The sequence below is a fragment of the Litchfieldella anticariensis FP35 = DSM 16096 genome, assembly GCF_000409775.1.
Taxonomy (GTDB): domain Bacteria; phylum Pseudomonadota; class Gammaproteobacteria; order Pseudomonadales; family Halomonadaceae; genus Litchfieldella; species Litchfieldella anticariensis.
Genome location: NZ_KE332392.1, coordinates 435,624 through 456,969, shown reverse-complemented (window position 1 = coordinate 456,969; position 21,346 = coordinate 435,624). Strand labels below are relative to the sequence as shown.

Genomic DNA, 21,346 nt, shown 5'->3' with positions numbered 1-21,346 from the left:
ATGTCGCTCTCACTGACCACGCAGAAACAGCTTGTCGAGCTCTTGCATGGACATTTCAGTCCAGGTCGGACGGCCGTGATTGCACTGACCGCTGCGCTCGGTGCGCTCCATGTCACGCAGCAAGGCATTCATCTCGGCGCTGGACAGACGCCGGTTGGCACGCACACTGCCATGGCAGGCCATGGTTGCGAGCAATTCGTTGATCCGTGCTTCCAATCGGTTGGAACGCCCATAACGCTCCAAGTCGCCGAGCATATCGCGAATCAGGGGCTCGACGTCGGCATCGGCCAATAATGCAGGCACTTGTCGCACCAGTAGGGTTTCCGGTCCGGCCACATCGAGTTCCACCCCTAAGCGAGAGAAAGCCTCGCGCTCGGCTTCAGCAGTGGCGACTTCCGAGTGGCTGGCTGCCAGCGACACCGGCACCAGCAATGGCTGTGCCTCCAGCGCACCACTATGAACCTGGTGTTTCATACGCTCATAGGTGATCCTTTCGTGAGCGGCATGCATGTCGACTACCACCAGGCCACGAGTGGTCTGTGCGAGGATATAAACGCCGTGCAATTGGGCAATGGCGTATCCCAGCGGTGGCGCTTGGGTTGCATCGTCTTCAGGTAGTGCCACGGATGCCGGGACCGGGGTTTCGAGCTGGCGCCGAGACCGTTCGTTGAGTGCTGTCCCAGCAGCTCCCCCGCCGGGAGCCGCCGGCTGCGGCGTCAACAGGGTTTCTTCGTGGTCGGGATGCAGAGCATGGTAACCGGCCATGAACTGCCTGACACGATCAGCCCCCGGATGTCGTTCGCCCTCCTCGACCGAAGGCCGCAGCGCCATGGGCTGCTGTTGCCAGCGAGGCTGGGTACCTGCCTCCGGCGTCGCGTGAGGCGCTTCCGAAGCTGGCTCTGGCGCGGCATCCGGTGATACGGCATTGGGACGCACCTCTCCCAGCGCTCGATGCAGACTGGAGAACAGAAAGTCATGCACCAGCCGACCATCTCGGAAACGCACTTCGTGCTTGGTGGGATGCACATTGACGTCGACGACCGCCGGGTCTACCTCCAGATACAGCACGAAAACCGGGTGACGGCCGTGGAAAAGCACATCGCGATAGGCTTGGCGAATCGCATGAGCGACCAAGCGATCACGCACCACTCGCCCGTTGACGAAGAAATACTGCTGATCGGCCTGAGCGCGAGAGTGTGTCGGCAACCCGACCCATCCCCATAGCCGTAAGCCACTGGCCTCGAGGTCAAGGTGCAAGGCATTGTCGAGAAACTTGCTGCCCAACAGCGCAGCAATGCGCCGCTCACGACCGGCAGTGTCATCGGCACCGCGTAGCTGGTGCAATGTCTTCTGGTTATGCCGCAGCGTCCAGCCTATGTCATAACGTGACAATGCCAGGCGGCGGAAAGCTTCCTCCACATGGCCGAACTCGGTCTTTTCGGTACGCAGGAACTTGCGCCGTGCCGGGGTATTGAAGAACAAGTCACGGACACTGACCGAGGTCCCGCGAGGATGTGGTGCAGGACTGACCCGCGGTTCCATCTGTCGCCCTTCCGCCACTACGCGCCAGCCACTACGCGGATCCTCTGCGATATTGGACATCAGTTCCAAGCGCGATACCGAACTGATCGAGGCCAGGGCTTCTCCGCGAAACCCCAAACTGGCGACCCCCTCCAGGTCTTCCAGTGACTCGATCTTGCTGGTGGCATGGCGCGACAGAGCCAACGGCAGGTCGTCCTCGGCAATTCCGGAGCCGTCGTCACGTACCCGTATCAGGCGGGCGCCACCATTTTCGAGATCGACCTCGATACGCTGGCTACCGGCATCGATGGCATTCTCTGCCAGCTCCTTGACAACCGAAGCCGGTCGCTCGACCACTTCACCGGCAGCAATCTGGTTCGCCAATCGTGGATTGAGAATATGAATACGCCGGGCTTGTGTCATGACCGAGGAATCCGTAATACCTGCCCAACGCGAATCACGTCTCCGTTGATCTCGTTGGCTTGTTTCAACTGGCTCAACGTCACCTGGTGGCGAGAGGCGATCTCAGAGAGTGTATCACCGGGCTGGATGCGATATTCATCACGGCTGCTGCCGCGTTCTTGATCGCGTTCCCAGGCCAACAAGCTGGCTGGCGGTGGATTGCGTTCGAAATGCACCATTATCCCGCTGTGGACGGCTTGTGCCAGTTGGCGCTGGTGTACGGGGTCGTTCAGTCGCCGTTCTTCGTCCGGGTTGGAAATGAAGCCGGTCTCTATCAGCAAAGAGGGAATATCCGGCGATTTCAGAACCACGAAGCCAGCCTGTTCGACCCGCGATTTATGAAGCCGATTGGCTCGCCCGAGCTGGTCAAGAACCTGCCCACCGATGGCCAATGAGTCATTGAGCGTAGCGGTCATGGTCAGATCCATCAGCACACCTCGAAGCACTTCATCCTTGTCTCGCAAGGAAAGGCTACCGTCCACGCCACCGATCAGGTCGGCCCGATTCTCGCTGTTCGCCAACCACTGGGCAGCCTCCGAGGTGGCACCACTCTGTGACAAGGCATAGACCGAACTGCCCTGCGGCCGAGGACTGTTGAAGGCGTCGGCATGGATGGAAACGAAGAAGTCGGCCTTCTGCTCACGAGCAATCCGCGTACGCTGACGCAATCCTACGTAGTAGTCGCCATCGCGAATCATGACGGCTCGGAAACCTTCGGTATCGTTGACCAACCGCTGCAGTTGCCGACTGATATCCAGGACCACATCCTTCTCACGGGTGCCACTCGGGCCTATCGCGCCAGGGTCTTCGCCCCCATGGCCCGCGTCAATGGCAACAATGATGTCACGCTTGGGGTGGGGTTGCGCCTGTTGGAGTGCCCGAGCCGCGGCATTCGTTTCCTCTTCACTGGCCTGTCCTGCAGCCTGAGCGCGGGCAGCGACGATCTCCTGCTCGCGAATCATCGCCTCGATGGGGTCGATGGGGTCCTCCACGGCGCTCTCACCGGGATACTCGAGATCCACCACCAACCGATGACCATACTGGTCGTTGGGTGCCAAAGTGAAGTAGCGCGGCTCCACATGTCGCTTGAGATCCAGTACTACACGTAATCCTGTACCATTCCGCACACCGGTACGTACCGCACTGATAGCACTGCCCTCGAGATTCAGGTGATCGGGATTCGCCTGCAAACGACTGTCCTCGAGGTCGATCACCAAACGATCGGGATTATCCAAGGTAAAGACATCGGCCTGCGCCGGTGCCGAAAGGTCGAATACCAGACGTGCGTGATCCGGCGCTGCCCACAGGCGCATATTGTCGACCTCACTCGCCTTGGCGAACGTCGCCAGGGACACCAGCACCATCATCCACAGCGATGACAACACGCCCCGCCCGGGAAAGCGCGGCAGTCGCGAGGAACGGATCCAGGCAGATATCGCAGTTTCGAACGTACAATTCATCGTTATGTCAGGTTTTCCTTGTCGGTAGTATCGCCCGCTGGCTGCCAGCCTTTTGCCAATCGCGCCAGTACCTGGGTACCATGATCGCTGCTCGCTTGCACCTCTACCAAACGCCCCGTACCGCTGACCGTGAGATGGACATGCAAGTCAGGCGTTCCCAGCCAACCAAACCCACGGTTCGGCCATTCGATCAGGCATAGACACTCGCTGTCGAGCAGATCGCGCGCGCCCATGAACTCCAGTTCTTCCGGGTCCGCAAGACGATAAAGGTCGAAGTGATGGACCCGTACCGTGTCCAGGTGATAAGGCTCCACCAGTGTATATGTCGGGCTCTTGACGGCACCATGATAGCCGTAGGCTCGCAGCACTCCCCGAGTCAACGTCGTCTTGCCGGCCCCGAGCTCACCTTCGAGATGAACCCGACCATGCCCTTGGAGTGCCTTGCCAAGCGCTTCTCCAAAAGCGACCTGGACCTGTTCGTTATCGAGTCTCGCCTGCATTCTGGTTCCGAGGGTTGGCCAAACGTCGCGCATAGCATGCCAGATCGCTGGCCAACAGACCACGCTCGCCATCAGCTTTCGCCGCCGTGTCAGCGGCACTGGCATGCAGCACCACACCCAGGCATGCCGCCACCTCCAACGGCAGGCGCTGTGCCACCAACGCCCCCAGCATGCCGGAAAGTGCATCACCCATGCCGCCGCTGGCCATACCCGGATTACCATAGGGACAGACCTTCATGTTTTCCGGTCCAGCCACCAAGGAGCCAGCTCCCTTGAGGATGACGCTTCCTCCGCGGCGACGCTGCAGCTCTCGCACTGCCCATGGGCGGTCGGCCTGCACCTGAGCCGTTGTCGTGCCTAGCAGGCGCGCCGCCTCTCCCGGATGAGGGGTCAAAATCCAGTCGTCACGATCGAGCTGGGGCCAATGCGTTACCAACAAATTGAGCGCATCGGCGTCCAGCACCAGCGGCTTGCCAGCATCCAAAGCCGACTGCAGCATGCCCTGCCCCCAGGCCCCCTGCCCCAGCCCTGGCCCCACTATCAGAACGTCGGCCGCTTGCAGTAACGCGGCGATCTCGGTGGATGAACGAATGCCATGTACCATCACTTCCGGGCAACGGACCAGGCTGGCAGTGACATGCTCCGGTGCCGTAACCAAGCTGACTCTGCCAGCACCAAGGCGGGCTGCGCACTCGCTGGCCATCAGCGCTGCCCCACCAAATCCTGGAGCACCGCCAAGTACCAGCACGTGCCCATGATCGCCCTTGTGGCTATCACGCCGCCGGGGCGGTAACCAAGCATCGAGCAGTTCGGTATGGAGCAAACGCGCCACGGGCAGCAAGTCGTCATACTGGCTCACATCGACGCCCAAGGCTTCCAGACGATGCTCTCCGACATGCGCCGCCGCCGCCCCGGTATGCAAGCCCAGCTTGTCCCCGATGAAGGTGACCGTCAGCGTGGCTTCGATGGCACATCCCAGTACCGCGCCACTGTCTGCCGACAACCCTGAAGGGATATCCACGGCAAGCACCGGTTTGCCGCTGGCATTGATAGCCATGATGGCTCCCCGAAAAGGCTCACGCACCTCGCCGTTCAAGCCGGTTCCCAGCAAAGCATCGACGACCACCTCCCCATCGAGTTCGAGGTCGGAAGTCCAGGCTTGCACACGAAGCCCCGCCTTCTTCGCCATCTCCAGGGCACGGCCAGCATCCCCCGTCAGTGTTGTCGGGTCGCGCACTGCAACGAGTTGTACGTCGATGCCATCGCACACCGCCAAGGCGGCAATCACATAGCCATCCCCGGCGTTGTTTCCACCGCCACAAACCACACTCAAGCGTCGCGCTTGGGGCCAACGTGCTCGCAAGGCATCATAGGCCGCCATGGCAGCACTCTGCATCAAACCGAAGCTCTCGACCCCCGAAGCGATGGTACGCCGATCGAGTTCGCGTACCTGTTCGGCCAGATATAAGGGGTGTCCTTTCGACGCTAACATCGGCTTCTTCGCATATGACGACGATATGCCTTCTAGTGTAGGGTGTTCTTTCCAACCGCCAAGCGCCTTGCGCTGTATTTCCACGTTTTTTCGCGCGAGTTTTCGCTTTTCCTTGCATGTCGTCACTTACTACCGCACTCGATGCCACTGACTTGAGTGCACTCGCCGACTCCATCAAGACCTGGGGGCGCGAGTTGGGATTCCAGCAAGTCGGCATCACCGATACCGATCTCGAGACGCACGAGCGTTATCTCGAGCGCTGGCTGGCGGCTGGCCACCACGGTGAGATGGACTTCATGGCCAAGCATGGCTACAAGCGCACCCGCCCGAACGAACTGATCCCCGGAACCCTGCGCGTGATCAGTGTACGCATGGACTATCTGCCTCCCGAAGTGGAAACCACCAAAGTGCTGGGACAGCCTGACAAGGCCTATGTCTCACGCTATGCCCTGGGTCGTGACTACCACAAGTTGATCCGCAAACGCCTGGCACGCCTCGCTCAATATATCGAGGACGAAGTTGGCCCGTTCGGCTACCGGGCTTTCGTCGACTCGGCACCGGTAATGGAACGTGCCCTGGCCCAGAAAGCCGGGCTTGGCTGGTTCGGCAAGAACTCAATGCTGCTCAACCCTCAGGCCGGCTCGCTGTTCTTCCTCGGCGAACTCTACACCGACCTGCCGCTACCGGTGGACGAACCCTTCGACAGTGAACACTGCGGCAGTTGTTCGGCATGCCGAACGGCCTGCCCTACCGGTGCCATCGTCGATGACAAGGTGGTCGACTCACGGCGCTGCATTTCCTACCTGACCATCGAACTGCACGGCTCCATACCCGAAGCGTACCGCGAGGCGATCGGCAACCGTGTCTACGGCTGCGACGACTGCCAATTGGTGTGTCCCTTCACGCGTTTCACGCGAGCAAGCCATGAGCGCGACTTCGCACCACGCCACGATCTCGATCGCGCCGAGCTGGTCACCCTGTTTGCCTGGAGCGAGGAAGAGTTCCTGACCAAGACCGAAGGCAGTGCCATTCGCCGTATCGGCTACGAACGCTGGTTACGCAACCTGGCGGTGGGGCTCGGCAATGCCCCTTGGAGCGAAACCGTCGAAGCGGCTCTGCGAGCGCGGCTGGCCTACCCTTCCGACCTGGTCCGCGAGCACGTGCACTGGGCGCTGGAGCGACAGCGGGAGAAGCGGGAACGGCTAATAGCCGTAAGCCGTAAGCCGTAAGCCAAAATCTCCCACAAGGCGCTGGCAAATAGGTTTTTCTTACAGCTTATCGCTTAAGGCTTACAGCTCCCCGCAGGGGTTATTCTTCCTCGTCTGAGTCATCGCCTTCCAGCCGCAGAAACGTCCGGCGGTAATGGGCCAATTCAGCCAGCGATTCACGGATGTCGTCCAAGGCCAGATGTACATTGCGTTTCTCGAAGCCTTTCATGGCGGAAGGATTCCAGCGCTTGGCCAACTCCTTGAGTGTCGAGACATCGAGGTTGCGGTAATGGAAGAAGGCCAGCAATTCCGGCATCTCCCGCTCGAGGAAGCGTCGATCCTGGTGCACACTGTTGCCACACATAGGGGAGGAGCCCGGCACCACATAGGTCTTGAGGAACTCGAGAGTCTGACGCTCAGCCGTCGCCGTATCGATCTTGCTCTGTTTGACCCGTTCGACGAGTCCCGACTCGCCATGCGTCTTACGGTTCCAATCATCCATGGCAGCGAGCAGGCCATCAGGCTGGTGCACGGCAATCACCGGGCCCTCGGCAATCAGGTTCAACTCGTTGTCGGTGATTAGCGTGGCCACCTCGATGATGCGCTCGCGAGCGGGATCCAGACCTGTCATCTCCAAGTCGATCCACACCAGCAAATCCTGGCGTGGAGTGGTGGCACGAGTATCCGACATGAGAAAGACTCCTAGTAGCGAAGTAAGATCCAGGCTGATCGATACCGGTGATATCGCGACAGCCCAGTTCAGGGTGGTTACAATGCCTCCTATTGTACAGACCCTTGGGGCCGCATGAGCAAACGCAAGTTATCCCGCCAACAACGCTGGCGCATCGAGAAGATCCAGGCTGAACGAGCCGCTCGCGCCGCCCGTCACGATGCCAGGGATCAAGACAAGCTCGAGGCCGGTGCATATGGCCCCGAGCGCCTGGGGAGAGTGATTGCTCACTTTGGCCGTACCCTCGAAGTCGGCTCCACTACCGAGGACCGGACGTACCGCTGCCATCTAAGGGCCAATCTCGATGCTCTGGTGACTGGCGACCATGTTGTCTGGCGCGAAGGAAGCGATGGTAGTGGCGTGGTAGTGGCGCGAGGCGAGCGTGACAATGTGCTCGAGCGTCCCGATGCTCGCGGTCAGCTCAAGCCGGTAGCCGCCAACATCGACCAAATACTGATCGTCTTCGCTGTGGAGCCGGTGGCATATGCCAACCTTATCGACCGTTATCTGGTCGCCGCCGAAGCTACCGGCATTCCACCCGTACTAGTGCTGAACAAGATCGATTTGTTGCCCGAGGACGGAGGGAAACTGCACGAGCTACTGCAGCGTTATGAGATGCTTGGCTATCCGGTTGTCACCACCTCCACCCAGCACGCCGATGGACTCGAAGCGTTGCATCGGCAACTCACTGGTCGTACCTCGGTATTCGTTGGGCAAAGTGGGGTTGGCAAGTCCTCACTCATCGATCGCCTGCTCCCCGACGAGGCTTTGCGGATCGGAGAACTTTCCAGCGACTCGCGCAAGGGTACCCATACCACCACCACCGCCCGGCTCTACCAGCTTCCCGCCGGAGGCGAATTGATCGACTCGCCGGGCATTCGTGAGTTCGGGCTCGTTCATCTCGATGAGCGGCAAGTTACCGAAGGTTTCATCGAGTTCCGCGAGTTCCTCGGTCACTGTCGGTTTCGTGATTGCCGTCATCGTTCAGAGCCTGGTTGTGCTCTGTTGGCCGCCGTGGAACGCGGCGCTATCCACCCGGAACGCTTCGCCAGCTACCGCCAGATCCTCGACAGCCTGGACGACGATTTACGTTGAGCCGCTTGCTCGCCGCCTTGCCGCCAGCTATGCCATCATCAAAACATCCTCACCCGCCGAAGGAGTGTGTCATGAGCTCTGAAGACAACCTGCTACCCTTGATCGTCGAGCCCGAACAACTGGCCCAACATCTCGACGACCCGCAGTTGCTGATCATCGACGTACCTCTCAAGGCCGAAAGCTACACCGAGGGACACGTGCCGGGGGCCATTTACCTCGATCACCGCCGTCTGCTGCATGGGAGCGGCGAGGTTCCCAACGATGTACCCGACGAAGCTGCCTTATCGACGCTGTTCTCGTCGCTTGGTTTGTCCCGAGATACTCATGTCGTGGCCTATGATGACGAAGGTGGTGGTTGGGCCGGCCGATTATTGTGGACCCTGGAACTAATCGGCCACCAGCGCTACTCATACCTCAATGGCGGTATCCATGCCTGGCGCGAGGCCGGGCTGGAGATAACCACTACCGAGCATGCACCACGCCCCAGCGACTACGAAGCCGAGTTTCTGAATCCCGACACCCGTATCGAAATCGAGGAGCTTCTGGAACGCCTGGGTGAGAAAGGCTTCGCGATCTGGGATGCTCGCTCCCAGGAGGAGTACAACGGCCAGAAAGGCCAGAACAAGCATCTAGGGCATATCCCTGGCGCAGTGAACATGGATTGGATCGACGTCATGGACCGCTCACGCAGTCTGCGCATTCGCGATTACGCTGAACTGATCACCGAGCTCGAGGCATTGGGTCTCACACCGGATATGGAAGTGGTCACTCACTGCCAGAGCCATCATCGCAGTGGTCTTACCTGGCTGGTAGGGAAAGCACTGGGCTTCGAGAAGATGCGAGCTTACGCCGGTTCGTGGAAAGAATGGGGCAATCGTGATGACACCCCGATCGAACACTGATATGCGGCACCACGAGCTTTGCTGGGCTGCCGGAGTACCTGGCGGCGCCAATCGCGCAATGAATTGCGCTCCCACCATGGCAACATCGCCAACTCAAGCCCTTGTGGGAGCGCGGATTTTCTGCGCGAACCGGTCGACAGGGCGGCTGAGCGGTAACAGGGTATCATTGGTATTCAATAGGCCGCGCGTAGCCCGTGAACAGGATTGCCTGATATGAGCTTTGTCGTTATCGTGCTGTGCTCACGATCGAATGGATGGTTACCGTGACCCTCGACAAGCTCTTTGCCTTAATTCAGTACCCTCTCCCCCATCACTTGATTTCGCGCTTGGTGGGACAGTTCGCCGAGTGCCGTATTCCTTGGCTGAAGAACTTGCTTATCAAAGCTTTCATTCGCCATTTCAATGTCGACATGCAACAGGCCCAGGAACCAGACCCCACAGCCTATACCTGTTTCAACGACTTCTTCACCCGCAAGCTGAAAGCGGATGCCCGGCCCATCGGCGACGGTTTGGTATCACCCGCCGATGGCACGCTCTCGCAATATGGACGCACCTACCACGGCACCTTGATCCAGGCCAAAGGCCAGGCCTACTCGATCACCAGCCTGCTCGGCGGCGATATGTATCGGGCCGCTCCCTTTCGACAAGGCAGCTTCGCCACTATCTATCTTTCCCCGCGTGATTATCACCGAGTGCACATGCCACTGACCGGCACGCTCAAGGAGATGGTCTATATTCCAGGGCGCATTTTCTCGGTCAATCAAGCCACGGCCAACCATGTACCGGCACTGTTTGCCCGCAACGAACGTTTGGTGTGCATCTTCGACACTGAACATGGCCCCATGGCCATGGTGCTGGTAGGCGCCATGATCGTTGCCGCCATCGAGACGGTATGGGCCGGCCAGATAACCCCTCTGTCCGGCGAAATACAGCGTATTCGTTTCGATACCACCGTTACTTTGGAAAAGGGAGCTGAAATGGGGCGCTTCAAGCTTGGTTCCACCGTGGTATTGTGCTTCAGTCGTGAAGTCGATTTCGACGACATCAGCATGGACTCCATGGTCAGCATGGGAGAACGCCTGGGCGAGTTTCCTGCCACACAGCGTATCCGTTACCAAGGCGACGACACCGCTAGCAGCGCTGGGTAGCGAAGGCCATCACGTCGGCCACGCTGGTTTTGCCCAGCGCCAGTTGAATCAGGCGATCAATACCCAGGGCCACGCCGCAACCCTCCGGCATACCAGCAGTGAGCGCGGCCAATAACCGCCTGTCGATACCCACCTCGGGCTTGCCTAACCCGCGCCGCCTGGCATTATCCTCGGCAAAGCGTACTGCCTGTTCCTCACTATCGGTCAACTCGTCATAGCCATTGGCAAGCTCCAGGGTCTGCACATAAACCTCGAAGCGTGACGCCACCCAGGCACCGTCCTCTGTGTCGCGGTGCTTGCGTGCCAAAGCCGCTTGACTGGCAGGATAATCGACCACCACGTCAAGCCCGTCAGTTCCCAGCAACGGTTCGATCGCCACGCTCATCAGCAGATCCAAGCAATCGTCGCGCAAGGAGTCGCCCATATCCAAGCCACCATACTCGCCTGCCAGGCGGCGTAGTTTTGGCAATGGCTCAGTAAAGGGATCGATCGCCAGGCGTTCACGGAACAGCTCACGATAACGGCGCTGCCGCCGTGGCCCCAGTGTAGGCAGCAGCAGACGAATCAACGCCTCGGTCTCGTCAATCAGGTCAAGCAGCGAGAATCCTGGCCGATACCACTCGAGCATGGTGAACTCAAGATTATGGCGGCGCCCCACTTCCCCGTCGCGAAAGCTCCGAGCAAGCTGGAAGATCGGCCCACTGCCGGCCGCCAGCAGACGCTTCATGTGAAATTCCGGGGACGTCTGCAACCACAGTGACTCACGTCCCTCGGGAGTTGTCGCCGTCAGCGACAACGAATCGAGATGAATATCGGTGCTCCCGCCATGCCCCAACACCGGCGTCTCCACCTCCAACACGCCACGCTCAGCAAAGAAACGGCGCACCTCATTGAGCAGACGCGCCCGCTCGCGAAGCGTCTCGATAGTCGCCGACGGCTGCCAATCGTCCACCATGGAAACCTCCCCTTCTCAAACGACTTGGCCACGCTCCAACGAGCGTGGCCATCTGAAAAGAACAGCCGTTGTTCAGAGCGTGATGAGCGATGGTGAGACAAGGCAAAAACAGACGAGCCAGCGGAGTTTACGATAGTAAATGAGCATGGCGAGCCTGTTTTTAACGCCGTATCACCGAGCGCAATAGCTCTGACAATGAACTGTCAGGCGCGGGAGACATACTCGCCAGTACGAGTATCAACCTTGAGCACTTCGCCCTGATTGATGAACAGCGGCACCCGCACCACCGCACCCGACGACAGGGTCGCCGGCTTGGAACCGCCTTGGGCGGTATCGCCCTTCAATCCTGGGTCGGTCTCAACCACTTCGAGTTCGATGAAGTTGGGCGGCGTGACGCTGATGGCATTGTCATTCCACAATGTCACGGTATAAGGTACTTGCTCCTTCAGCCACTTCTCGGTATCGCCCAGCGCCTTCTTGTCCACGGCGTACTGCTCGAAGGAGCCATCGGTCTTCATGAAGTGCCACATCTCGCCGTCGTTATAGAGATACTCCATTTCCAGGTCGAGGACATCGGCACTTTCCAATGACTCACCCGATTTGAAGGTACGCTCCCAGACACGGCCGGTCAGCAAGTTGCGCAACTTGACGCGGTTGAAGGCCTGGCCCTTGCCGGGCTTGACGAATTCGTTCTCCACGATGGCGCAGGGGTCACCATCGAGCATGACCTTCAGACCGCCCTTGAATTCATTGGTAGAATAGCTCGCCATGATTCCTCACTGATTTCCGGGCGCGGTAGGTCATGATGACGCCGCGCACGTGAATACATCAACGAAGGCCCCATGGCCTTCGCTTCATTGGATTGGTGCCACGCATGATAACCCGAAGCCTCGCCAATGTGCAGACGGACTCGCCCCGCCATGCCGATACCGCTCTCATCAGCGTATCGAATGAGCCACAAACGCGCTGGCAGGCACAACTGGCCGGAGCAATCCGCGACCCACGCGAACTCTGTCGCCGCCTGGAGCTCGACCCAGGCTGGCTGCCTGGCGCCGAAATGGGCCACACCTTGTTCGAAGTCCGCGTGCCCGAAGCCTACTTGAGCCGTATTCGCCGTGGCGACCCTCACGATCCTCTGCTGCGCCAGGTACTGCCACTGATGGCAGAGGGCAACACCATACAGGGCTTCGTGCAAGACCCCCTGGAGGAAAGCGGGCACACACCACGCCGCGGCTTGATCCACAAATATCATGGCCGGGTATTGCTGATCGCCAGTCCAACCTGCGCCGTCAACTGCCGCTATTGCTTCCGTCGCCATTTCCCCTATCACGAGAACAGTCCTTCACGGGCGCAGTGGTCCGACACCCTGGCCTATATTCACGACGATACTTCCATCAACGAAGTGATTCTCTCCGGCGGCGACCCGCTGGCAGCCAGCGACCGCCAGCTCGGCTGGCTCACCGAACGACTGGAGGCAATACCCCACATCAAGCGACTGCGCATCCACACTCGGTTACCGGTGGTAATTCCCGATCGCATCGACACCGAACTGCTCGACTGGCTCTCCGCCACGCGGCTACAGAAAGTGATGGTGTTGCATATCAATCATGCCAATGAAATCGATGATGCTGTGATGGCGGCTTGTCGACGTCTCAAGGACATCGGTGTCACGCTGCTCAATCAGAGCGTGCTGCTACGCGAAGTGAACGACAGTATCGAGACCTTGGCCGAGCTGTCGGAGCAGCTATTCGAAGCCGGCGTACTGCCTTATTACCTGCATGTGCTCGACCCGGTGGCCGGCGCCGCACATTTCGACGTACCCGATCAGGAAGCAAGATCCCTGGTAGAGGAACTGCGTACGCGACTCCCCGGCTTCCTGATGCCGACCCTGGTGCGCGAGATACCCGGCGAAGCCAGTAAGACGCCGTTATAGCCGTAAGCCGTAAGCCGAAAAACGGTAAAACCCCATTGGCTGCAACCAATGGGGTTTTACTTATAGATTATAGCTTATAGCTTATAGCTAATGACTTCAGGCTAACGTATCGGCCGTGACATTCGGCGCTGCCGGCTGATTGGCTGCTTGGTGGCGGTTCAAGGCGCTCATCACCGCTTTCATCGAGGCACTGGTGATGCTCTGGTCGAGACCGACCCCGAACACTGCCTTGTTGCCAACCCTCACCTCCACATAGGCGATAGCCTCAGCGTCAGCTCCCTGACCGCGGGCATGCTCATGGTAGTCGATGATCTCCGCCTCGATGCCATTGGCAGCCAGCGCTTTGATGAAGGATGCCAGTGGCCCGTTACCCTCACCGGCGATGGTCTTGCGTTGACCTGCGTCCTCGATGACCGCCTCAAGATGAATACGCGGGCTGTCAGGCTCGGATGACAGACGATGGTTGATCAAGGCATAGGGTGACGTCGCCTCGAGATACTCATCGGCGAATGCCTGGAAGATCATTTGTGAGGTAATCTCCTTGCCGGTGCGCTCAGCGACCTCTTGCACCACTTGGCTGAACTCGATGGACAACCGCCGTGGCAGCTCGATGCCGTGCTCGCTCTCCAGTAGATAGGACACTCCTCCCTTGCCGGACTGGCTGTTGACGCGGATCACTGCCTCGTAGCTGCGTCCTACGTCCAAGGGATCGATGGGCAGATAAGGCACTGCCCACATGTCGTCCGGATTTTGACGACGCTCGGCCATCCCTTTCTTGATCGCATCCTGGTGAGAACCGGAGAAGGCAGTGAACACCAGGTCGCCGACATAGGGATGACGCGGGTGGACCGGCAACTGATTGCAGTACTCCACCTCACGCATGATCGGTGTGATATTGGAGAAATCGAGTCCTGGATGCACACCCTGGGTGTAGAGATTCATGGCCAGCGTCACGATATCCACGTTACCGGTGCGCTCGCCATTACCGAACAATGTGCCCTCGACACGATCAGCTCCCGCCATCACGGCGAGTTCCGCCGCCGCCACCCCGGTGCCACGGTCGTTATGCGGATGCACACTAACGATCAAGCTGTCGCGATTCTTGACGTGGCGGCAGAACCACTCGATCTGATCGGCATAGTTGTTGGGGGTCGCCACTTCCACCGTAGCCGGCAGGTTAACGATCATCGGCTTATCTACGGTGGGGCCGTAGGTATCCATCACTGCCTCGACGATCTCCACCGCGAAGTCCATTTCGGTGGAAGTGAACAGCTCTGGTGAATATTGGAAGGTCCAGTCCGTTTCCGGATTGTCGGCCATCAACTGCTTGATCTGCGCTGTAGCATCGCAGGCGATCTTGATACATTCTGGTTTGTCGACGTTGAACACCACCCGGCGGAACAGCGGATCGGTGGCATTGTAGACGTGTACGATGGCCCGCTTGGCACCCTTGAGCGCCTCAAAGGTTCGTTCGATCAGATGGGGACGGGCCTGGGTCAGCACCTGGATGGTTACGTCGTCAGGCACCAGGTCGTTGTCGATCAGTTCGCGTACGTAGTCGAAGTCGATCTGCGAAGCCGAGGGGAAGCCTACCTCGATTTCCTTGAAGCCAATTTCGACGAGCATTTCAAAGAAACGCCGCTTGCGCTCCATGTCCATGGGATCAATCAAGGCCTGGTTGCCATCACGCATATCCACGCTGCACCACAGCGGCGGCCGGGTGATACGCGCATCGGGCCACCGCCTATCCGGCAGATCGACGGCGACGAAAGGGCGGTATTTGACGGACGGGTCGCTGAGCATCATGACGTGGACTCCTTGGGCTGGACGCGTGGCAAAGGTTGAATACGACGACGCCCCGACAGCACGAAGCATGTCGGGGCGTCGACAGAAATAGGACAGCGGCAGCTAGCGCTGGCGGGATAACCCGGATGGATCGATATGGTTTTTGACATTTTGCACCTCAGCTTACCTTGACTGGAAAATGCGATGCGCAGCACACCGCCTGGCTCGATCAGTGGCCAGTTAGTAGTCGTAGGTCTAGGCTCAGGTGTTGAAATGTCATATCCATAGCCTTTAGAAAATCAGGCTGGCGAGCTTCTGTCAAGCCAATGAAAGAAAACATCATCGCGAAAAGCCTATTTCACCTCGCTTCCACAGCATGATCAGGTCATGAGGTGCCTGCTCTTCGATGATCTCTAGCGTCCAGCACGGCGCCTTGCCCTCTTCACCGATCTGTAATCGAAAAACGTGCCGATCGGCCCCCGCCGACGATTTCTCTGCAGCGCAACGACGCACCGCTTCCTGCAATAGACGTTGTAATGCTTGACGCTGGAGGTCGCTGCAGTCGGCACACACGATGCGTCGTGGTTTCGCCAGCCCGGGAAAGTGCGCCAATCCCCCTTCACGGGAAATGAGCAGCACACTGGAGGAAGTCAGGGCCGGCGGTTCATTCATGGCTGAATACCCACGTCGCGCCAGGCGTCTCTCACTGCGTGGCTCTCTGGACTCGAGGCTCCGAAACGTCGCAGAGTATTATCGAGCGTCAATCCGGCGAAGGTCGCGAAATCGCTTTGCTGTCCCAGGCGCTGGTCTAGCAAGGTATCATACCAGACCCTCCCGAGATGTTCCCATGCATGGCCGCCCAACGCCATTGCCGCTAGATAGAAAGCACGGTTAGGAATCCCCGAATTGATATGCACGCCACCATTGTCCTCTTCGGTCAGGACGTAGTTGTCCATATGGCGCGGCTGGGGATCGCGACCGAGTATGGGATCGTCATAGGCACTACCCGGTTCGGCCATCGAGCGTAAGGCACGCCCCGTCACTTGATCGGTGAAGAGCCCCTCACCGATCAGCCAATCGGCCTGTTCGGCAGTTTCACCACGTTCATACTGCTTGACCAGACTGCCGAAGACATCGGCCAGAGATTCGTTGAGTGCTCCCGCCTGGGAGAAGTACTCCAGTCTGGCCTCGCGCTCGATCACGCCATGAGCCATTTCATGAGCCACTATCTCCAAGGCAATGGTAAAGCGGTTGAACAGTTCCCCGTCACCATCGCCGAAGACCATCTGGGTACCGTCCCAGAAAGCATTCTCGTAATCCTGCCCATAATGCACGGTACCGAGCAACGCCATACCCCGGTCGTCGATGGAGTGTCGTTCGAGCACTTCCCAAAAAAACCGATAGGTTGCGCCTAGCCAGCGATAGGCTTCGTCGACGGCCAGGTCACCGCTATCTCCCTCTCCTTCACTACGCACCAACACGCCAGGCAGACGCCGCTGCCGCTCAGCGGAATAGATGTAACGCACCGACTGGCCAGGTTGAGGGCTCACCGGCGGCAAGCTTGCCCCGCCAGGACGCGCACGGAAGTGTCGATCGTCGACCAAGGTGTGTTGCGCGCAATCGCGCAGCCTGTCGCTTCCCTTGCTGGCGATACGCTCCAGTATGTATGGCGGCATGAAGCGCCGTGGAGCATGTGAGCGCGAGGTATTGGGCATGTTCCCCTCCTGGGTCGCTATCCTGTGTCATACCATACAAGCAGCCGCGAATATTGTGGCCAGGATAGTACCAAAAGGTTCCCGACGGTTATTTGCCGCGTTCCAGCAGGGCCTCCATGCGGGAAAGCTGTTCACGCAAGGCCCTGACATCATGGCGCAGGCCGTGAAGCTCGGCAGCTTCTCCTTCCCCACTCTCCAACTCGATTTGCACGCTCTCCTTCTGCATCACATCAAGCACTATGCCGATCATCATGTTCAAGAAAACGAAGGCATTCAGGAAGATGAACGTCAAGAAGTAGATCCAGCTATAGGGATAGTGCTCCATGGTCGGATAGAGCACGGCGGTAGCCCAACTTTCGAAGGTCGCCACCTGGAACAGTGTCAGCATCGACAGCGCAATGTTGCCCCATAGTTTCTCGTCGACATCGTGGAACAGGAAACTGCCGATGGCGCCGTAGATGTAAAAGATGATGAACATCAGCAGGGCCACGTAGCCCATGCGCGGGATCGACTTGAAGAGTGCCGTCACCAGCATCCGCAGTTCAGGAATCATCGACACCAGGCGCAGCACGCGAAAAATACGTAACAGCCGCGCCAACAATACCATTTCCGAATCACCCAGCGGCACCAGACTGGCCATGACGATTAGAAAGTCGAAGATGTTCCAGCCTTGTCTGAAGAAATCGCGCAGACGGCGCTCGGCGGCCATGCGGATTAGGATCTCGACCAGGAAGAAGGCGGTGACCGCCATATCGAAAACCAGCAGCACCTGTTCGAAGTGACTGGTTTCCTCGTAGGTCTTGGCGCCTATCAGCAGTGCCGAGAGGATGATGATCGCGATGACGCAGGTCTCGAACAGCTTGTTCGCGCGCAGCCGCTCGAAACGGCCCTGCCAGATGGTGAAGGACGTAATCATGAAGAGTGGTTCTCGTTGACGCTCAGCCGTAACGGTATGGCGCGGAATTATCCGCTATCCAGCCCGTTACGCAAGCCGTCGGTACTCAAGCGACATTCTTATCTCGCCATCGGTACTACCAGCGCCTCGAGCTTGCCCAGCCGAGCCATCTCGCCATCGCGCAGCACGTCTCCCAGGTTGTTACCCAGCAACGAGGCAGTAGTCGTCAACTGCACCTGACGCGGCTTACCTTGCCGGTCCAGGCGTTGAATCCAGGCCAGTTGTCCATTGGCGTAACGCGCCAAGGAACCGATCGGCACCAATCCGAAATGACTCACGTAACGCTGCACCCAAGTGATATCGAATTGCTCACCGTGACCAAGCAAATGGCGATAGATATGACTGATGGTCTTGGCCGGCCGATCAGGGCGTGGCCGTGCCATGGCATCGACCACATCGACCACCGCTGCCATACGCGCCAGAGTCTCGATCTGTGCCTCCTTGAGCCCTTGCGGGTAGCCGCTGCCATCGAGACGCTCGTTTACCGCCCCCACTACCGAAGTGCGCACACTCTCCGAGAGCCAGCGGCAGTCGATCAGACGCTCCTCGAGCAGGGCAACGTGTTCTGCCAACTGACGCTTCTGTTCCTCTGTAAGGTGAAAGGCGCGTCGCAGGTCGGTCGGCAGTAATGCCTTGCCAAGATCATGTACCAACGCACTGGCTATGATGGCCTTACGCATATCACGCGGATGCCCCTGGTGGGCTGCCAAATCAGCCAATCGCACGGCAACCGCCATGCCATGCTGTACCAAGGGGTGATCATCGACCATGCACACGGTAGCGAAGAGTACCGCCTCACGATCCTCCTCGAGCAGTCCCAACACCTGGTCGCTACAACGAGACAGGTCTCGGGACACGACCTTGCCACCTTCCTGCAGTTCCAGAAGTTGACTATCGAGATAGGCTGCCACACGGGCCAGACGCCGCGCCATGGGCGTTGCATAGTCGGCTCCATGCGGACGGCTCGGCACACTCGCGGCTACCTCCTTGGGCTCGAACAGCAGCGAAGGCGACAACGATCGATCACCTTCCATGCCATAGCGCGCGCTTTCGCGTTCGATTTCACGTACATAGAACCACAGCCGCCGCTCGGTCTGGAGATCGATGGCATTGAACTCGCAACCGACTCTGACCAGTTGCTGTTCGCTGTCACTCTGTACGTGGCGCAACGTGGCCGGCACCTCGAGCCGCTGTTCATTGGGAAATCGCAATTCCAGCGACTGCACGGGCTGATCAGGCTGCAGTGTCATGGCTGCAGCCAGTGGTAGCTCGAGTAGGCAGCCTCCCAGCGAAAGGTTCCTGAGCGCACCATTGATCGGTGCGTCGGCACGGCCGGTTAGCAGGCTTACGCGCACGTCCATACCAGGCCTCAACTCGGCACGAAAGACCTGTCGCCGATGTATGACCTCGACATGATCGGGAAAGGCACATAGGAACTGCGTTCGTCCCTCACTCCCCACCCAGGCGAGGAGTTCCAACGGCGGGGTGCGCAGCATGGCGCCATTGGCTTGGCCGATCAGGCGTACTGCCTTGTCATGCTTGATCGCTTCAGCAATTTCAGCGACCGCGGTGATGTCCACTCGCAGTGGCTCACCCTGCTTGACCTCCATCACCACAGCGGGAATGGGTTCACTGCCAGGTGCATCGAACAACAACGAGGCGCCCCCCGGCTGGGTCAGCGCCTCAAGCAATGCCTGTAATTCTCCCGGGTGTTCGACCCGGCTATGGGTTTCGTTTTCCTGCGCCATCGTGCCCCTACCCCAGTAACGTCAATAATTGTTTCTATTTGTTATCGACAGATCGACGCAGGACTTTAGCACACTACTCGCACGACTCAAGACGTGACGTTCGTGGTTTCGAGTATCGTCAACAAATCCTGGGCATACCGGGCGGCATCATGCCCCAGCGATGTCAGGTAACCGCCATCGGACAAGGTGATCAGCCCTTTGTCATGCAATCTCTGGGTAGCGGCGACCGCCTCCGGTTCGGCGTTGGAATGTACCTTGATGCCTTCCTGGGTAGTCGCCAGGTTGAACAGGCAAAGTATCTTGAGCTCTTCGAGCAATTCAGGGGAATAAGCCATGGCGTCCTCGTTATCATTATCGATGATGTTCTGACACTACCTTGAATGTCGACGCCAAGCCATGGCATTTTTTGATTCTATTCCCGAGTCGCGATGCCATCGAGGTCGGCTTGTCGGTAACCGATCAGATACAGCACGGCATCCAATCCCAAGGTGGAGATCGAATGGCTAGCCTGCTGCCTTACCAATGGCTTGGCGCGAAAGGCAATCCCTAAGCCGGCATTGGCCAGCATCTTCAGGTCATTGGCACCATCGCCCACGGCAATGGTCTGCTCGAGACACAACCCTTCACGTTCAGCGATCTCGCGCAACAACGTTGCCTTACGCTCGGCATCCAGGATCGGTTCACGCACCTCGCCAGTCACCTTGCCGTTCTCGATGACCAGTTCGTTGGCATGAATTTCATCGAAGCCCAGTTTCTGCTGCAAATGACGCGCAAAATAAGTAAAGCCACCGGACAGAATGGCGGTGCGATAGCCCAGGCGCTTGAGGTGGACCATCAAGCGTTCGACACCGTCCATCAATGGTAACGATTCAGCGATCTCGGCCAGCACTGCTTCGTCAAGCCCCTTGAGCTTGGCCATGCGCTCGCGAAAGCTCTGCTGAAAGTCCAGCTCGCCCCGCATGGCACGCTCGGTGACCGCTGCCACGTCATCGTATACCCCATGACGGCGTGCCAACTCGTCGATAACCTCGGCCTGGATCAGGGTCGAATCCATGTCGAAGCACACCAAACGCCGGTGCCGGCGCCAGATCGAGTCTTCCTGAATGGCGATATCCACACCATGCATGGCTCCCAATGCCAAGGCTTTCTCGCGCAGCGCTTCCAGGTCTACCTCTTCACCGCGCAGCCAGCATTCGACACAAGCGCCGTAAGGAGGAACTCCGCCATCGAGAGGCTCACGCCCGGACAAACGATGAATCAGCTCCACCGTCAAACCATGCTCAGCGGTCAGGCAACCGACCTCGGCGAGAATGCCAGCCGGTAGGTGCGGTGCCAACAGTGTCAGGATCAGGCGTGGATGGCCGGCCTCGATGCTCCAGCGCTGGTAGTCCTCGGCGCTGACCTGAATCGCCTGGACATCGAGCCCCAAGGTATCTCCAGCCGCACTCAGCGCCGTCTCAAGATCGACGTCATGATCAAGCCCCACTAACGCTTCCAACGACAGGATTCCAAACGTCACACTCTGGTTGATGTCGAGAAGTCGGGCCCCGCTCCTGGCCAATGCCCGCCCCAGGCCCGCCAGTTGTCCAGGATGCGCAGCGCCGGTGGCGCGGATCAACACTCGTCTTGTCATTGCAACCTCATTTCATGAGTGGCCGCGAGCGGCGGGCAACGAGCCACGAGCCGCTCGCCGAAGCCCGAAGCCCGAAGCCCGAAGCCCGAAGCCCGAAGCCCGAA

At 58.9% G+C, this 21,346-nt stretch carries 19 protein-coding genes; 5 read left to right on the top strand and 14 right to left on the bottom strand.

Features of this window, described 5'->3' with window-relative positions:
- Positions 1–9: 9 nt before the first annotated feature.
- The 4 genes from mutL to L861_RS17635 form a co-directional block, all read right to left on the bottom strand.
- Positions 10–1,944, bottom strand: coding sequence for a DNA mismatch repair endonuclease MutL (mutL, locus tag L861_RS17650; protein WP_016418006.1), 1,935 nt, complete (start codon positions 1,942–1,944; stop codon positions 10–12).
- Positions 1,941–3,350 (bottom strand): N-acetylmuramoyl-L-alanine amidase, encoded by a 1,410-nt coding sequence (locus tag L861_RS17645; protein WP_035568788.1) that lies wholly within the window; start codon positions 3,348–3,350, stop codon positions 1,941–1,943. The genes mutL and L861_RS17645 overlap by 4 nt, the downstream gene beginning before the upstream one ends.
- 95 nt (positions 3,351–3,445) lie before the next feature.
- Complete coding sequence (gene tsaE, locus L861_RS17640) at positions 3,446–3,943, bottom strand: tRNA (adenosine(37)-N6)-threonylcarbamoyltransferase complex ATPase subunit type 1 TsaE (RefSeq protein ID WP_016418004.1); 498 nt, start codon at positions 3,941–3,943, stop codon at positions 3,446–3,448.
- On the bottom strand, positions 3,924–5,435 hold the full coding sequence (locus L861_RS17635) for a bifunctional ADP-dependent NAD(P)H-hydrate dehydratase/NAD(P)H-hydrate epimerase (protein ID WP_016418003.1): 1,512 nt from the start codon (positions 5,433–5,435) through the stop codon (positions 3,924–3,926). The genes tsaE and L861_RS17635 overlap by 20 nt, the downstream gene beginning before the upstream one ends.
- Positions 5,436–5,551: 116 nt before the next feature.
- Between L861_RS17635 and queG the strand changes: the two genes are divergently transcribed.
- On the top strand, positions 5,552–6,664 hold the full coding sequence (gene queG, locus L861_RS17630) for a tRNA epoxyqueuosine(34) reductase QueG (protein ID WP_016418002.1): 1,113 nt from the start codon (positions 5,552–5,554) through the stop codon (positions 6,662–6,664).
- Positions 6,665–6,743: 79 nt separating this feature from the next.
- On the opposite strand, the gene orn is transcribed toward queG, so the two are convergent.
- Positions 6,744–7,334 carry an oligoribonuclease gene (orn, locus tag L861_RS17625; RefSeq protein ID WP_016418001.1) on the bottom strand — a complete coding sequence of 197 codons (591 nt, stop codon included), beginning with the start codon at positions 7,332–7,334 and terminating at the stop codon, positions 6,744–6,746.
- A 114-nt stretch (positions 7,335–7,448) separates the two neighbouring features.
- Here orn and rsgA point away from each other — a divergent pair, with 114 nt between their 5' ends.
- The 3 genes from rsgA (at position 7,449) to asd (ending at position 10,518) form a co-directional block, all read left to right on the top strand.
- Entirely contained in the window at positions 7,449–8,468 is a 1,020-nt protein-coding gene (gene rsgA, locus L861_RS17620; RefSeq protein ID WP_016418000.1) for a small ribosomal subunit biogenesis GTPase RsgA, read from the top strand.
- Between the two features lie 71 nt (positions 8,469–8,539).
- Entirely contained in the window at positions 8,540–9,370 is an 831-nt protein-coding gene (locus L861_RS17615) for a sulfurtransferase (RefSeq protein WP_016417999.1), read from the top strand.
- Between the two features lie 263 nt (positions 9,371–9,633).
- Positions 9,634–10,518, top strand: coding sequence for an archaetidylserine decarboxylase (gene asd / locus L861_RS17610; RefSeq protein WP_035568784.1), 885 nt, complete (start codon positions 9,634–9,636; stop codon positions 10,516–10,518).
- Here the strand turns inward: asd and epmA are convergent.
- Both epmA and efp read right to left on the bottom strand, forming a co-directional pair.
- Positions 10,502–11,473 (bottom strand): EF-P lysine aminoacylase EpmA, encoded by a 972-nt coding sequence (epmA, locus tag L861_RS17605; protein WP_016417997.1) that lies wholly within the window; start codon positions 11,471–11,473, stop codon positions 10,502–10,504. The two genes, asd and epmA, sit on opposite strands and share 17 nt — an antisense overlap.
- Before the next feature lie 203 nt (positions 11,474–11,676).
- Positions 11,677–12,243, bottom strand: a complete 567-nt coding sequence (efp, locus tag L861_RS17600; RefSeq protein ID WP_016417996.1) for an elongation factor P — start codon at positions 12,241–12,243, stop codon at positions 11,677–11,679.
- A 104-nt stretch (positions 12,244–12,347) separates the two neighbouring features.
- On the opposite strand from efp, the gene epmB reads away from it, so the two are divergent.
- Positions 12,348–13,406, top strand: coding sequence for an EF-P beta-lysylation protein EpmB (epmB, locus tag L861_RS17595; RefSeq protein WP_016417995.1), 1,059 nt, complete (start codon positions 12,348–12,350; stop codon positions 13,404–13,406).
- 96 nt (positions 13,407–13,502) lie between these two features.
- On the opposite strand, the gene leuA is transcribed toward epmB, so the two are convergent.
- From leuA to serB, 7 genes are all read right to left on the bottom strand, one after another.
- Positions 13,503–15,212, bottom strand: coding sequence for a 2-isopropylmalate synthase (gene leuA, locus L861_RS17590; protein ID WP_016417994.1), 1,710 nt, complete (start codon positions 15,210–15,212; stop codon positions 13,503–13,505).
- A gap of 318 nt (positions 15,213–15,530) precedes the next feature.
- Positions 15,531–15,863, bottom strand: coding sequence for a protealysin inhibitor emfourin (locus tag L861_RS17585; RefSeq protein ID WP_016417993.1), 333 nt, complete (start codon positions 15,861–15,863; stop codon positions 15,531–15,533).
- Positions 15,860–16,906 (bottom strand): M4 family metallopeptidase, encoded by a 1,047-nt coding sequence (locus L861_RS17580; RefSeq protein WP_016417992.1) that lies wholly within the window; start codon positions 16,904–16,906, stop codon positions 15,860–15,862. Before L861_RS17580 ends, L861_RS17585 begins: the two co-directional genes overlap by 4 nt.
- An 88-nt stretch (positions 16,907–16,994) precedes the next feature.
- The gene (locus L861_RS17575) at positions 16,995–17,822 is read right to left on the bottom strand and encodes an ion transporter (protein ID WP_016417991.1); all 828 of its coding nucleotides are present in this window, start codon (positions 17,820–17,822) and stop codon (positions 16,995–16,997) included.
- Between the two features lie 98 nt (positions 17,823–17,920).
- Positions 17,921–19,609: an HD domain-containing phosphohydrolase gene (locus L861_RS17570; RefSeq protein ID WP_016417990.1), complete on the bottom strand. Its 1,689-nt coding sequence runs from the start codon at positions 19,607–19,609 to the stop codon at positions 17,921–17,923.
- A gap of 86 nt (positions 19,610–19,695) precedes the next feature.
- The gene (locus L861_RS17565; RefSeq protein WP_016417989.1) at positions 19,696–19,944 is read right to left on the bottom strand and encodes a TIGR02647 family protein; all 249 of its coding nucleotides are present in this window, start codon (positions 19,942–19,944) and stop codon (positions 19,696–19,698) included.
- Positions 19,945–20,021: 77 nt separating this feature from the next.
- On the bottom strand, positions 20,022–21,242 hold the full coding sequence (gene serB / locus L861_RS17560; RefSeq protein WP_016417988.1) for a phosphoserine phosphatase SerB: 1,221 nt from the start codon (positions 21,240–21,242) through the stop codon (positions 20,022–20,024).
- Positions 21,243–21,346: the final 104 nt, after the last annotated feature.